Raw genomic sequence first — 13,633 nt, 5'->3', positions numbered from 1 at the left:
TCTCCTTTTATTGTCGATAGCAGCAAGTAAGCTATATTCATCAGGCCTTAGTGCTTGATTGAACTTTGTGGTATCGACTATTTATCTTGGCTAAAGTTGCCGCTCAATTTGTACGTTAATCGAACGCCACCTTGTTTAGTATGATCTAAGTGTACTAGTAAAATACTTTTATTTGTAATACAAATCTACCGTAACTGTGATCGGCTTCGTATTTGTTTTATATTATTTTACAGGTCATACATCTATCTGATTGATTTATCGGGTTAAAAATAAATTATGTAATTTATTCATTATTTTAATAAGCACAGTTGATAGTGAAAACTAAAACTAATAGTCAGTGATCCAAGTCTATTATTAGTTTATATATGCTGAAATTTTTGTTTATTTGTATTATTTTAGATTCAGATGAGCACTTTTAGTTTGAGGTTAATATGTCGCAAGCCATTAAAGCGGTACTTTTTGAACAGTCGGAAATCACATCAATCGCCAATGAATTAGGTAAAGATAGCCTAATGGGTAAAAGCTTAACCAAGTTAATTGAAGATACTGACGCGTTTATGGCGTTAGGGGTTGAAGTCCCTGGCCATAGTGAAGCGGGTGGTTATGCACATAATCGTCACAAACAAAACTATCAATATATTAACCAAGCAGGACGTTTGTTTCTGGTAACAGGTGAAGACAAGTACGCTCAGTATACAGCTGACCTGTTACTTGCTTATGCAGATAAGTATTTGAAGCTTGATTATCATGAGCAATTGAACACTAACCCACCGGGTCGTTTGTTTCATCAAATCCTCAATGAACATGTCTTCCTGCTTTATTCTAGCTTAGGTTATAGCTGTATTCGCCATTGGTTATCTGCTGAGCAGCAGCAAACCATTATCGATGGTTTATTCCAGCCAATGTTAGATATGTTTACTGATAAGTATGCATTCGATTTTGACCGCATCCATAACCACGGCATCTGGGCTGTAGCAGCTGTTGCCATGTGTGGTTTAGCCATCGATAAGCCTGAATATGTTGAAATGTCTATTCACGGTCTTAAAGGTGATGACATTGAAGGCGGTTATTTAGCGCAAATCAGTAAGTTGTTTGCTCCTTCTGGTTACTACATGGAAGGTCCTTACTATCATCGTTATGCCATTCGTCCACTATGTTTGTTTGCTGAGGCGATTCACCGTCACCGTCCTGAGCTAGATATCTTTAACTTTAACGGTCAAGTCATTGGTAAAACCGTTAAAGCAATGCTGGCAACAGCTTATCCAAATGGGGTATTCCCTGCATTAAATGATGCTTCACTGACCATGGATATTTGCGATGCGGGTGTGATTGTGGCGCTGAGCTTATACGCGAAACACTATGGTATTGATGATGACATCTTAGGCATGGCGCAGATTCAAGATACAGTGTGGGTTAATGCTTGTGGCCAAGCACTTTCAAGCGCTTTTGATAACAATGAAGCTGCTTTAAACCCTTGCTGGGCCAGTGTTGAGCTAAACGAAGGCCCAAATGGTGATCGTGGCGCGCAGGCATTTTTACGTATGCAAAGTAATAAAGGCGATGTGAGCCAGTTAGTGATGAACTACGGTCAACACGGCATGGGCCATGGTCACTTTGATACCTTAGGAGTGAGCTTCTTTAACAATGGCCAAGAAGTATTACGTGAATACGGCTTTGGTCGCTGGGTTAACGTGGAGCCAAAATTTGGTGGTCGTTACTTAGATGAAAACAAATCTTATGCTCGCCAAACTATTGCCCATAATGCGGTAGCGGTAGATCAAAAGTGTCAAAACAACTTTGACGTTAAATTAGCTGATAGCCGCCACGGTGAACCACACTTCTTTAGCGGTGATGATAAAGAAATTCAAGGTGTGAGTGCATTTTGTCGTGACTTCTATGAAGGGGTTGATCAGCAACGTAGCTTGCTCATGATAAACGACGAGCGTTTAGCACAACCCATCTTGGTTGATTTATACCGTTTAACCAGTGAGGTGGCGCATCAATATGACTACGCACTGCATTACGATGGTCAAATCGTGCGGACAAACTTTGATTATCAAACTCACGCCGAGTTATCGACGCTAGGTGATGATTTTGGTTATCAACATCTTTGGAATGTTGGTCAAGGTAAAGCAAAAGACACCACTTTAGTGAGCTGGTTACAAGGTAGCAGCTATTACACTTGGCTTACGGCATCAAGCGAAGAAGACGAAGTTATCTTTACTCGCAGCGGTGCCAATGACCCATCATTTAACTTACGCAGCGAGCCAGGCTTAGTATTACGTCGCAATGCAAAAGACACGCTATTTGCCAACGTACTTGAGACTCATGGTTACTTTAATGAAGCCATTGAAGCCAGTACTGAAGCCCGCGGCCAAATTACCGAGGTTAAGGTTATTGGCACCAATGAGCAGGGATCGGTCATCGAAATTATCGCTAAAGATTACTCAATCATTGTGATGGTCAGTAACCAAGTTGGCGTGACTGACGAGAGCAAAACTAGCGTGACATTTAACAATCAAGATTTCCAATGGCAGGGTTACTTTGCTGTTGAAGTAAGAGGTTAATACCATGAGTTACCAACCATTATTAATGAGCTTTGAAGAAGCTGCCGAGTTACGTACTCATCTAAATACAGACAGCTTAATGGGCCGCTCTATTGCTACTGAAGTGGCAGCCCTTGAAGCTTATTTACCTGTCGGCATTGAAATTCCTGGCCACGGTGAAGCGGGCGGTTATGAGCATAACCGCCATAAGCAAAACTATATTCACCTGGATTTAGCAGGGCGTTTATTCTTGATCACTCAAGATAAGCGCTACCTTGATTACGCTAAAACCATGTTGGTTGAGTACGCTAAGGTGTATACCAGCTTTGAGCTGAACACTAGCCGTGACTCAAACCCACCGGGGCGTATTTTCCATCAGACACTGAATGAAAACATGTGGATGCTGTATGCATCTTGTGCTTATTCGTGTATTCGTCATGAGTTAACCACTGACGAACAACAGTTAATCGAAAACGACTTATTCCGTCCTATGATTGACTTGTTTGTTGATACTTATGCCCACGATTTTGACATCGTCCATAACCATGGCCTTTGGGCTGTGGCGGGTGTGGGTATTTGTGGTTACGCCATTAACGACCAAGCCAGTGTTGATAAAGCACTTTATGGCTTAGCGGGTGACAGCGTATCAGGTGGCTTTATTGCTCAGCTTACGCAACTGTTCTCGCCAGATGGTTACTATATGGAAGGTCCGTATTATCACCGTTTCTCGCTTAGACCGATTTACTTATTTGCTGAGACTATTCAACGTCGTCAGCCTGAAATCGATATCTATAACTTAAAAGATCAAGTGATTAAAACCACCACTTACGCCGTGATGTCTACCGCGTTCCCTAATGGTGTGTTGCCAGCCCTTAATGATTCATCTAAAACCATGGACATTAAAGATGAAGGCGTTTTAATTGCCACTAGCGTGTGCTTTAAGCGTTACTCCCAAGATGACAACCTTAAATCAATGGCAGTGCATCAAGACAAGGTTTGGGTACATGGATCAGGTGCCGCATTATCTGACGGTGTAGCGAACTCTGAAAAACTCGCCGGTTTTAACTGGGGTAGTTTACAGCTAACCGATGGCCCACAAGGCGAGCGCGGCGGTATTTCAATTTTACGTCATCGTGATGTTAAAGCTGACGATAGCATGGCGCTACTATGGTACGGCCAACACGGCAGTGACCATAAATTGCATTCAGCATTAGATCACGGTCATTTTGATGGTTTACACCTCAGCCTGTTTAATCACGGTCAAGAAGTGACTCACGACTATGGCTTTGGCCGTTGGGTTAACGTTGAGCCAAAATTTGGCGGTCGTTACATCCCAGAAAACAAAAGCTACTGTAAGCAAACTGTTGCTCACAATACAGTTGTGGTTGATGAAACCAGTCAAAACCAAGGTGACACCGCCACTGCTGAAGCACGTTGGGGTGAACCGCACTTCTTTGTGGCAGGTGATAACAACATGCAAGCCATGAGTGCATTTGTACGTGGCTACTACCCAGGGGTTGATCAACAACGCACAGTAGTGATGTTCGAAGTTGCCGGCATTGCTAAGCCAATCGTATTGGATTTATTCCGCTTAACCAGTGACGAGCAGCATACCTATGATTATGTAATGCATCACAGCGGTCAAATTATCCGTACTGATTTTGAGTACCAAACGGCGTCTAAGCTTAAGCCTGTCGGTGAAAAATCAGGTTATCAGCACTTGTGGAACATTGCTTCAGGCAAGGTTGATCAACAAGGCAGCTTGGTAAGCTGGTTAATGGGCAGCAGCTACTATTCAATGGTGAGCAGCGCAACCCAAGACAGTGAAGTCATTTTTGCCCGTACTGGCGCCAATGATCCTGATTTTAACTTACGCAGCGAGCCGGTAATGCTGTTACGTCAGCAAGGCAAGACGCATTTATTTGCTAACGTCTATGAAACCCATGGCTATTTCAATGAAGCGATTGAAGCGAGCACTGATGCTCGCGGTCAAGTGAGCAAGGTTGAAGTACTCACTCACACAGCTGATGCATCAGCTGTGAAACTGACGCTGGTGTCAGGCCAAGAGGTTAATGTGTTTGTATCAAACAAAGCTGATGTCAATGCAGACAGCCACACAAGCCTTGAAATTGCTGGTAAAACAGTAAGCTGGAAAGGTGAAGTGCATATTGGTTAATGGCCAATAAGGCTGCCTAATAAGCAGTCTTATTTATTACCAATCAAAAAAGCCCGAGCTAACCATGTTAGTCTCGGGCTTTTTGTCTTTAGCGGGCAGTATAAGCAGGCTTGGATAAACTATTTAGTAGACAGCTTAACCAAATTCACCGCTAACATAACCTTGAGTGCGGCTATCTACTGGGTGTTGGAATAAGGTGGCGGTATCCGCGTGTTCAACTAACTCGCCCATCCAGAAGAAGGCGGTTTTATCTGAAATCCGTTTTGCCTGATTCATTGAGTGAGTCACAATTACGATGGTGAACTTTTTACGTAGCTCGTCCATTAACTCTTCAATTTTATGGGTAGCTATCGGATCAAGCGCACTGGTTGGCTCGTCCATCAAAATCACTTCAGGTTGCATAGCAATAGCACGTGCAATACACAAACGTTGCTGCTGACCGCCTGATAAACCAAGTGCTGGACTATGAAGGCGTTCTTTCACTTCATCCCATAATGCTGCACCACGCAGAGACTCCTCTACGGTTTTATCAACCACTGACTTGTCTTTTTCGCCTTGCGCTTTTAGGCCAAAGGCAACATTGTCATAAATACTCATTGGGAATGGGTTGGGTTTTTGAAATACCATGCCCACGCGCATCCGCAGTTGTTTTACATCAATGTCTGAATATATGTTTTCGCCTTCAAATAACACATCACCATCAATTTTTACCCCTGCCACTAAGTCGTTCATGCGGTTTAAGGTGCGCAATAAGGTTGATTTACCACAACCTGACGGGCCAATTAACGCCGTGACCTGTTTAGCAGGAATAGGCAATGAAATATTCTTCAGCGCTTGGTTTTCGCCGTAGAAAAGGTTGAGATTATTGACTTCAAGCTTGTTCATTTTTAAATTGCCTTAATGTGAATGTTTATCAAATCGAGCTGCGATAATTTTGGTGGCTAGATTGAGTACTAGCACTAATACAATCAAGATGGTGGCTGTGGCATAGGCCTGATCCCACTCATGTTGAGTAAATAATTCTTGGGTGAGTTTATATAAATGCACGGTTAAGGTGCGGCCAGAATCTAATACTGATTCTGGAATTTGTGTCACCATGCCCGCGGTTAAAAATACCGGTGCCGACTCACCAATCACCCGGCCTGTACTCAAAATAATTGAGGTCACAATACCCGGTAATGCGTTAGGTAAAATGAGGCGCCAAATGGTATAAATCTTTGAACTGCCCAGTGCATAACCCCCTTCACGGTAGCTCATAGGTACCGCCATTAGCGCTTCTTCAGTGGTGCGGATTATCACAGGTAAAATCAGCATTGATAGTGTCAGCGCGCCAGCAAGGATAGAGAACCCAAGGCCGAGTACTGTCACAAAGAATGTCATACCAAACAGGCCGTAAACAATCGATGGTATACCGGCTAATGATTCAATACAAAAACGGATCACTTCAACCAATTTACTGCCAGGTTTGGCGTATTCGGTTAAGTAAATAGCGGTCATAATCCCCAGTGGCGCTGCGATACCCAGTGACAATCCAACCATATAAACGGTTGATACAATCATCGCCCAAATACCTGATGCTTCGCCAATACGAGTGTAGCTACTGGTAATAAACTCCCAACTGACATGGCTTAAGCCGTTAGATAAAATGTGCCATACGACCCAAAGTAAAAATACGATGGTGAGCGCTGCAGATGCCCAAACGCCAGCCAGTGCAGCCTTGTCTTTAAACTCTCGGGATTGCTTGTTTGATACTTGAGTCATTATGCATGTCCTCTTTTACGGTTTAGATAAAGTAGTCCAGCATTTAAACAAACGATAAAGGCCAGTAATACAATGCCTGTAGCGTACAAGGCACTTGAGTGGATACCGGTTGCATAAGACATTTCCATTGCGATGTTAGCCGTTAATGAACGTGCAGGTTCAAGTAGCGAGCCTGGCATAGCAGGGGCATTACCCATCACCATGATAATGGCCATGGTTTCACCAATGGCGCGGGCGACACCTAAAGCCACACCGGTATAAATTCCGCTTTTAGCTGCAGGAATTAGCACATTAAAAATACTGTAAATGTGCGATGCCCCTAAGGCTAAAGCACCTTCTTTGTAAGTCGGGGTGAGTGCTCTTAACGATGTTTCTGAAATCGTAATAACGGTTGGCAAAATCATAATCGCCAACACGATAATCCCCGCTAATAGAGTGTTACCTGCAGGAATATTAAAAATGCTTTCAATAGCTGGCACGATAACAATCAAACCGAAAAAGCCATAAACCACCGACGGAATACCCGCTAATAGCTCAACAGCAGGTCTAACAATGTTGGCGAGCCACTTTGGGGCAATTTCCGCTAAGAAGACTGCGGTTAATATTGCGACTGGTACGCCAATCATTACCGCGCCCATGGTTGAAGCAAGCGAGGCGACAATCATGGCGGCGATACCGTAAAGCGCAGGTGGTAGCCATTCTTTACCAAAAATGAGGTTTAACACTCCCGCTTCTTTAAATGCGGGTAATCCTTCATAGAAAACGAACCAGCCAATAGTGATGACCGATACCACGCCGACCATGGCGCTGAGAAAAAATAACCCGTGAAAGAGTAGTTCTACCCAATCAATTTTCTTGGCAGGAGACAGTGACACCTTTGTCGTCATGTCTATTTTGCTAGCCGTTTCCATGTTACAACCTCTATATAAACAAAAAGCAGCATAAGAAGGTCTAGGCCTTCTTATGCCATGCATTCAATCAGTAATTACTGAACGCGGATGTAGCCTTCTTCTGCAACGATACCTTGACCGTCTGCAGACATAATGAATTCAATAAATGATTTTGCTGTTGCTGGTGCGTCTTCATTTATTAACGCAATGAAAGGGCGGGCAATTTGATAGTCGCCAGCGGCAATGTTGCTATCGGTTGCTGCAACACCATTGACTGATAATGCGTTGAGTGAATCATCAACACTACCTAGTGAAATATAACCAATAGCGTATGGGTTGTTAGCAACGATGGTTTTAATCATGCCGTTACCGTTACCGACTTGAGCTGAAGGAGTAATAGCAGTTACTGTGTGGCCATTAACTTTACGTTGTAGCTGCATGATTTCTTCAAATGCGCCACGAGTACCGGAACCATTTTCGCGAGTAACAACAACGATTGGACGTGCTTCGCCGCCAACTTCGCTCCAGTTTTTGATTTCGCCACGGTAGATTTTAGAAATTTGTTCTTGAGTCAGGTCTTTAACTGGGTTTGCTTTATTTACTGCAGCAGCAATACCATCACGAGCAATAACAATTTCTTTTGTTTTTGGCGTTAATTCATTTGGTTTGATATTACGAGATGACATACCAATCATACTGGTGCCATCTTTAGCGGCGCGAATGCCTGCTGATGAGCCGGTGCCCTGTACTTCAACATTTTTGTTTGTCGTATTTTGATAATTCTCTGCCAGCACTTCCATAACGTGGGCAACAGAGGTTGAACCAGACACTGTAACTGTACCAGCTTGAACAAGAGGTGCTGCCATTAAACCAACAGCTGTTAGTAAACCAATCACTTTTTTCATCACAAGTTCCACTTAATATAGGTAGTTCGTTTAATCCATTTGGATATCAACATTAGGGCGCTTCTCTTTTAAGGTTCGATTTGAAGCGAGTGCATTAAGACAGATCAATATGACAGTTAAGTTACAGTCAAAAGCGAGCAAATTAATTTGGATTAATTGTGGTTAGGTTGTCGTTTTGTTGGTGTTAATTGGTTGTTATCAATAACGGGTGGTCGAGTGAGGCATTTTGGAAGTTGGCTTTTAATTTCTTAAATTTGCAGGCTTTATGTGGATATAGTTGTAGTGGGTGCTTGAGTGCGTTCGGGGCTTGTCAGTTAGTTGTTTTGCTGTGTTAAGTTAATTGTGAATTAAGTTTATTTTAACCTTGTGTCGATATTTGGGTTTTTCTTTATGCAGTGGTTATTAACATTTGGGCTAATATGAAAGTTTTATGACAATCAATTAAGGCGCTAAAATAATATACAATTAGTAAGCTTAACCGCCGTTTGAGTGGGGTTAAGTCATCGCAATGTACACTGCAACATCGTCTTTTTACCTTTTCATTGCCAAGTTTACGAGCAACTAAGATATGCACACCGCATGCAACGCCCACTATTACAGCAGAGATCATCGACATTATTCACACTATATAAGGTAAATGTATGACAACAGAAATGGTCATGATTGGCATCTCAGTACTCATTGTTATTGGCATTTTATTGCACCATCCATCTCGCACCTTAGGCATACCTTCGTTGCTGATATTTATGGGGGTCGGTTTATCCTTGGGTAATGGTGAGTTTAATTTCGTGTATGACAATCTCGACCAAACTGCATGGATAGGGGGGTTGGCACTTAATGTGATTGTATTTGTCGGTGGCTTAAATACCTCCACCGATAAAATTAAAGTGGCCTATAAAGAAGGCGGAGTATTAGCGTCATTTGGGGTGATATTTACCACACTCATCTTTGCGGCAATTCTTTATGGACTGCTGGATTTTAATCTAATCACCTGCTTGTTATTTGCCGCTATCGTATCTTCAACTGATGCGGCGGCAGTATTTTCAATTTTAGAGTCTAAAAAGCTTAAGTTAAAAGAGCAAACCGATACTGTGCTGGAGTTCGAGTCAGCCACCAATGACCCTGTGGCAATGCTAATGGTGATTGTATTAACCGATATGACACTGGCTTCTCATCAAGCGGTTGCTATTTCAACCTTATCACTGCACCTAGCGAGCCAGATTTTGGTTGCCATTGTGGTGGGCTTCTTAATTGGTAAATTAGCAGTATTACTGCTTAATCGAATTAGTTTGGCTGAATTCGGGCTTATTCCGGTATTTGTGTTAGCGAGCTTTATTATTGCTACTTATAGCGCCGAGATGCTTGGCGGTAATATTTTACTGGCGTCTTATATTGCTGGTGTGGTGATAGGTAATGGCATTAAGCGCGGCCAACTGGTTAATTTACACTTTTTTAATAGTTTATCTTGGTTGGCGCAGGCGTTGATGTTTATCGTGCTCGGACTGCAGATATTCCCGCAGACATTAATGAACGTCTTTTGGATTTCTATTATTCCGGGGCTATTACTTATCTTGGTCGCGAGACCGTTAGCGGTGCAGTTATGTTACTTGCCGTTTGTGAAGGCCAGCTGGAAAAAGCGTTTATTTATTTCAATGATAGGCCTAAAAGGGGCAACTCCGATTGTGTTTGCCTTAATACCTGCAGCGGCAGGCGTACCAGGTGCGATAGAAATCGTCCACATGGTATTCTTTTTTGTATTGATGTCTGTGTTTATTCAGGGCGGCGCTATTGCCCCCTTGGCCAATAAACTTGGGTTAGAGCAAAAAGAGCAGCATAAAGCAGAGTGATCGATCAGATCATTTGATACTGTAATTGGCTAAGCCATTATAAATGGGGGTTAAGCTGCGCTGAGTTGTTGCAAGGTATCTTCAGCTTTAGCTTGCTCAATGCGTTTCCAGACTTTCTCATGAAAATAGAATACTACGGTATTTACAGCAGGTTCTAATAGTGCGATAGCGCCGCCGATAACAATACTGCCTGTTAATAGATAAGTGACAGTAAAAGCGACACAGAAATGTAAGATGGCGAAAGTGATTGTTTTTTTCATGATAAATGACCTGTTTTATTAACCTGACGCAAATGATAATTGTTATCATCTAGGTTGTAAAGGTCAGTTTATCGATAGGCGTTATTTGATTTTTCAATTAAGCCGACCGAGAAATGGTCGGCTTAATTTGCTGCTATTACTATGAGTGGCTGACATCTTCTAAGTTAACGATAGTAAGCAACAGTAAGCAACAGCAAGTATTAGTAATGCCAAGGGAACTTAGAAAAGTCTTGGTCGCGCTTTTCTAAAAATGCATCACGGCCTTCTTGCGCTTCGTCTGTGCCATAAGCTAAACGAGTGGCTTCACCAGCAAATAATTGCTGCCCAACCAAACCATCATCTGGCAAGTTAAAGCCATATTTGAGCATACGCATCGCGGTTGGGGATTTACTGTTGATTTCTTTCGCCCAGCTTAATGCTTCAGTTTCAAGTTCAGCATGGGGGATAGAGCGGTTAACCATGCCCATATCAAACGCTTCATCAGCGGTATAATTAAAGCCAAGGAAGAAAATCTCACGAGCACGTTTTTGGCCGATCATTTTCGCTAAATAAGCACTACCATAGCCTGAGTCAAAACTGCCTACATCAGGATCCGTTTGCTTAAATACCGCATGTTCTTTAGAAGCTAAGGTGAGGTCGCACACAACATGTAAGCTATGGCCGCCGCCAACAGCCCAGCCAGGTACTACAGCAATAACCACTTTAGGCATAAAGCGGATAAGGCGTTGTACTTCTAATATGTGCAAGCGGCCCATGCGTGCCACATCAGGTTTACCTTCTTCTGCGCCTTCATATTTATAGCCATCTTTACCTCGGATACGCTGATCGCCACCGGCGCAAAAAGAGTGCTGACCTTTTGCTGATGGGCCGTTACCTGTAATTAATACACAGCCGACATCGGACCATTGGCGGGCATGATCTAACGCAGTGTAGAGTTCATCAACGGTTTTTGGGCGGAATGAATTAAGACAGTCGGGGCGGTTAATCGCGATACGCACCGTACCTTGATCTTTTGCGCGATGATAAGTGATGTCTTCAAAATCGAAGTCAGTTACAGTGTCCCAAAGTGTTGGGTCGAATATGTCGGAAACCTGCTGAGTCATTTTTTGCTAGCCTTTTTCAATAGATTATCCAAAGGCTAGGCTGAAATAATTCTCAGGTCAATTGACATAGGGCAGGAAAGCCAAAAATTATATTTTATCGCAGATAAATTGCAGGTTTTGTTTACTAATAGCAGGATGTGTCAGCCCAAAACCGCAATACTCATCTTTAAATGCACTCACAGACTCATTGTCAGTAAACACGCTTTTCAGTTCAGTGAGTTCTTTAGCTGTCAGTCTTTCAATCACCTCACTGGGAATGGTGGGGATGATATCTTCCTTTCTGGTGATCTTAGTGCCCGTCATTGATTTTAGTTTTTTTTCTGTATCGTTGAATACCGACTCAACTGCAGCAATAGGTTCATCTAATTTGTCGGTTTCGGTGGCAAAGTAGTAAATAACGCCGCCAATCAGTGCTATAAGGATCCAGCCTCTCATCTTTTAGTCCAATTAAAGTGAATAAGTTTAAACAATGCGAGTATAATACACTCAATTAACACTCTATAAACGAGTGCGTAGCAGTTACAGGCTATTTTTATCTAAATTAATAACGTTTTCTGTAACCTAAACAGAATTTGCCCCTTTTTTGAGTAGTAAGGCATCAAGATGACACAAGAATCTCAACCTAAAGATTATGCTAAGCAAACCCGGATCAAGATTCATCAACCCGACGCCAGTAAAGCGGATCGCTTTAATCCGAGTAACAGTATCTATGTCCGTGCTGTCACAGGACTGTGGACCACGGTAAGACGCCGTATTGGCTGGGCGACTTTATCTTTCTTTCTTATCCTGCCTTGGTTGCCTTGGGGTGATAGACAAGCCGTGTGGTTTAATTTGGGTGAACAGAAGTTCCACATCTTTAATCTCACTATTTGGCCGCAAGATTTAACCCTGTTGGCAGCACTCTTTACTATTGCCGCATTTGGACTGTTTTTTGTTACCACCTATCTCGGGCGAGTTTGGTGTGGCTACACTTGTCCGCAAACCGTGTGGACATTTATCTTTATCTGGTTAGAAGAGAAGTTTGAAGGTGCGCGAAATAAACGTATCAAGCTCGATCAGATGCCCTGGAGCTTTAATAAACTATGGCGTAAAACAGCCAAACACACTTCTTGGTTACTCATATCATTACTTACAGCGATGACCTTTGTGTCGTACTTTGTGCCAAGCCGTGAAGTCTATATTGATGTATTTACCCTTAATGCCGATATTGGCATTTATTTCTGGGTAGTATTTTTTACCTTAGCAACCTACGGTAATGCTGGCTGGATGCGTGAGATCATGTGTATTCATATGTGCCCTTATGCGCGCTTCCAAGCAGCCATGTTTGATAAGAACACTTATATAGTCGGTTATGACGCAAAACGTGGTGAAACCCGTGGCCCACGTTCACGCAAAGCAGACCCTAAAGAAATGGGCTTAGGTGATTGTATTGACTGTGACCTATGTGTCCAAGTTTGCCCTACCGGTATTGATATTCGTAATGGGCTGCAATATGAGTGTATTAACTGCGGCGCCTGTATTGATGCCTGCGATACCACAATGGAGCGAATGGGTTATGACAAGGGACTTATCAGCTACACCACCGAAAATAAATTAGAAAACGTTAAAGAAAGCATCATAAGACCGAAATTGGTGGGTTATGGTGTGGCGTTAACAGTCATGATCTTAGTGTTTATCTATGCCAGCGCCACAATTGCCCCTGTGCGAATGGATGTTATCCGAGACCGAAATGCTTTATATAGAATAACCAACGATGGCTTAGTGCAGAACACCTATACCTTAAAGCTACTTAATAAAACTGAGCAAGCACAGCAATATGCACTTTCGATGGATGGTATTGAAGGATATGAATGGAGCGGTCCACAAACCGTATCAGTGCAAGCGGGTGAAGTGCTCACCTTACCTATTAGTATTGCTGTCGATCCAGGGGTGTTAGAGCGAACCGTGACTAAAATTAACTTAATCGTAGCCGCGACCATTGATGATAAGGCCGTTGTCATCAAACAAGAATCAAGATTCTTTGGTGAGTAAAGCCTGATATAGCGCCTTAAAAGGGACGGTTAGTCCCTTTTTTGTGCGTTTCGTTTGAAATAGCAACGAACAAGCCATTTTCTATCGTTTTCTTCATAAAAGCCCTTGCGCTAA

General features: G+C 42.7%; 11 protein-coding genes. 4 read left to right on the top strand and 7 right to left on the bottom strand.

Annotation, left to right across the window (positions count from 1 at the left end; translation table 11 throughout):
• The first annotated feature begins 431 nt into the window (after nt 1-431).
• Both AB4160_RS11350 and AB4160_RS11345 read left to right on the top strand, forming a co-directional pair.
• On the top strand, nt 432-2,567 hold the full coding sequence (locus AB4160_RS11350; protein WP_102439905.1) for a heparinase II/III family protein: 2,136 nt from the start codon (nt 432-434) through the stop codon (nt 2,565-2,567).
• Nucleotides 2,568-2,571: 4 nt separating this feature from the next.
• The gene (locus AB4160_RS11345; protein ID WP_102475843.1) at nt 2,572-4,722 is read left to right on the top strand and encodes a heparinase II/III family protein; all 2,151 of its coding nucleotides are present in this window, start codon (nt 2,572-2,574) and stop codon (nt 4,720-4,722) included.
• A gap of 135 nt (nt 4,723-4,857) precedes the next feature.
• Here AB4160_RS11345 and pstB read toward each other — a convergent pair whose 3' ends face one another.
• The 4 genes from pstB to AB4160_RS11325 form a co-directional block, all read right to left on the bottom strand.
• Entirely contained in the window at nt 4,858-5,607 is a 750-nt protein-coding gene (gene pstB, locus AB4160_RS11340) for a phosphate ABC transporter ATP-binding protein PstB (protein ID WP_372004681.1), read from the bottom strand.
• Between the two features lie 12 nt (nt 5,608-5,619).
• Nucleotides 5,620-6,483 (bottom strand): phosphate ABC transporter permease PstA, encoded by an 864-nt coding sequence (pstA, locus tag AB4160_RS11335; protein WP_372004679.1) that lies wholly within the window; start codon nt 6,481-6,483, stop codon nt 5,620-5,622.
• On the bottom strand, nt 6,483-7,394 hold the full coding sequence (pstC, locus tag AB4160_RS11330; protein ID WP_076541861.1) for a phosphate ABC transporter permease subunit PstC: 912 nt from the start codon (nt 7,392-7,394) through the stop codon (nt 6,483-6,485). Before pstC ends, pstA begins: the two co-directional genes overlap by 1 nt.
• Before the next feature lie 74 nt (nt 7,395-7,468).
• Nucleotides 7,469-8,278, bottom strand: coding sequence for a phosphate ABC transporter substrate-binding protein (locus tag AB4160_RS11325; RefSeq protein ID WP_102475840.1), 810 nt, complete (start codon nt 8,276-8,278; stop codon nt 7,469-7,471).
• Between the two features lie 641 nt (nt 8,279-8,919).
• Here AB4160_RS11325 and AB4160_RS11320 point away from each other — a divergent pair.
• Nucleotides 8,920-10,125: a potassium/proton antiporter gene (locus AB4160_RS11320; RefSeq protein ID WP_102475839.1), complete on the top strand. Its 1,206-nt coding sequence runs from the start codon at nt 8,920-8,922 to the stop codon at nt 10,123-10,125.
• Nucleotides 10,126-10,175: 50 nt separating this feature from the next.
• On the opposite strand, the gene AB4160_RS11315 is transcribed toward AB4160_RS11320, so the two are convergent.
• The 3 genes from AB4160_RS11315 to AB4160_RS11305 form a co-directional block, all read right to left on the bottom strand.
• Nucleotides 10,176-10,385 carry a DUF2061 domain-containing protein gene (locus tag AB4160_RS11315; protein WP_102439900.1) on the bottom strand — a complete coding sequence of 70 codons (210 nt, stop codon included), beginning with the start codon at nt 10,383-10,385 and terminating at the stop codon, nt 10,176-10,178.
• Nucleotides 10,386-10,585: 200 nt separating this feature from the next.
• Nucleotides 10,586-11,488 (bottom strand): 1,4-dihydroxy-2-naphthoyl-CoA synthase, encoded by a 903-nt coding sequence (locus AB4160_RS11310; protein ID WP_102520252.1) that lies wholly within the window; start codon nt 11,486-11,488, stop codon nt 10,586-10,588.
• An 87-nt stretch (nt 11,489-11,575) separates the two neighbouring features.
• The gene (locus AB4160_RS11305) at nt 11,576-11,923 is read right to left on the bottom strand and encodes a hypothetical protein (protein WP_102475837.1); all 348 of its coding nucleotides are present in this window, start codon (nt 11,921-11,923) and stop codon (nt 11,576-11,578) included.
• Nucleotides 11,924-12,091: 168 nt separating this feature from the next.
• On the opposite strand from AB4160_RS11305, the gene ccoG reads away from it, so the two are divergent.
• Complete coding sequence (ccoG, locus tag AB4160_RS11300) at nt 12,092-13,519, top strand: cytochrome c oxidase accessory protein CcoG (RefSeq protein WP_303502580.1); 1,428 nt, start codon at nt 12,092-12,094, stop codon at nt 13,517-13,519.
• Nucleotides 13,520-13,633: the final 114 nt, after the last annotated feature.

Origin of the sequence: Shewanella sp. 10N.286.51.B8 (assembly GCF_041469325.1) — a bacterium.
Lineage (GTDB): Bacteria > Pseudomonadota > Gammaproteobacteria > Enterobacterales > Shewanellaceae > Shewanella.
This window is presented reverse-complemented; position numbering and strand designations above follow the sequence as displayed.

Excerpts from the sequence above, each read along its gene's own strand:
- AB4160_RS11350 (WP_102439905.1), top strand. The coding sequence starts at position 432 with ATGTCGCAAGCCATTAAAGCGGTACTTTTTGAACAGTCGGAAATCACA.
- AB4160_RS11345 (WP_102475843.1), top strand. The coding sequence starts at position 2,572 with ATGAGTTACCAACCATTATTAATGAGCTTTGAAGAAGCTGCCGAGTTA.
- pstB (WP_372004681.1), bottom strand. The coding sequence starts at position 5,607 with ATGAACAAGCTTGAAGTCAATAATCTCAACCTTTTCTACGGCGAAAAC.
- pstA (WP_372004679.1), bottom strand. The coding sequence starts at position 6,483 with ATGACTCAAGTATCAAACAAGCAATCCCGAGAGTTTAAAGACAAGGCT.
- pstC (WP_076541861.1), bottom strand. The coding sequence starts at position 7,394 with ATGGAAACGGCTAGCAAAATAGACATGACGACAAAGGTGTCACTGTCT.
- AB4160_RS11325 (WP_102475840.1), bottom strand. The coding sequence starts at position 8,278 with ATGAAAAAAGTGATTGGTTTACTAACAGCTGTTGGTTTAATGGCAGCA.
- AB4160_RS11320 (WP_102475839.1), top strand. The coding sequence starts at position 8,920 with ATGACAACAGAAATGGTCATGATTGGCATCTCAGTACTCATTGTTATT.
- AB4160_RS11315 (WP_102439900.1), bottom strand. The coding sequence starts at position 10,385 with ATGAAAAAAACAATCACTTTCGCCATCTTACATTTCTGTGTCGCTTTT.
- AB4160_RS11310 (WP_102520252.1), bottom strand. The coding sequence starts at position 11,488 with ATGACTCAGCAGGTTTCCGACATATTCGACCCAACACTTTGGGACACT.
- AB4160_RS11305 (WP_102475837.1), bottom strand. The coding sequence starts at position 11,923 with ATGAGAGGCTGGATCCTTATAGCACTGATTGGCGGCGTTATTTACTAC.
- ccoG (WP_303502580.1), top strand. The coding sequence starts at position 12,092 with ATGACACAAGAATCTCAACCTAAAGATTATGCTAAGCAAACCCGGATC.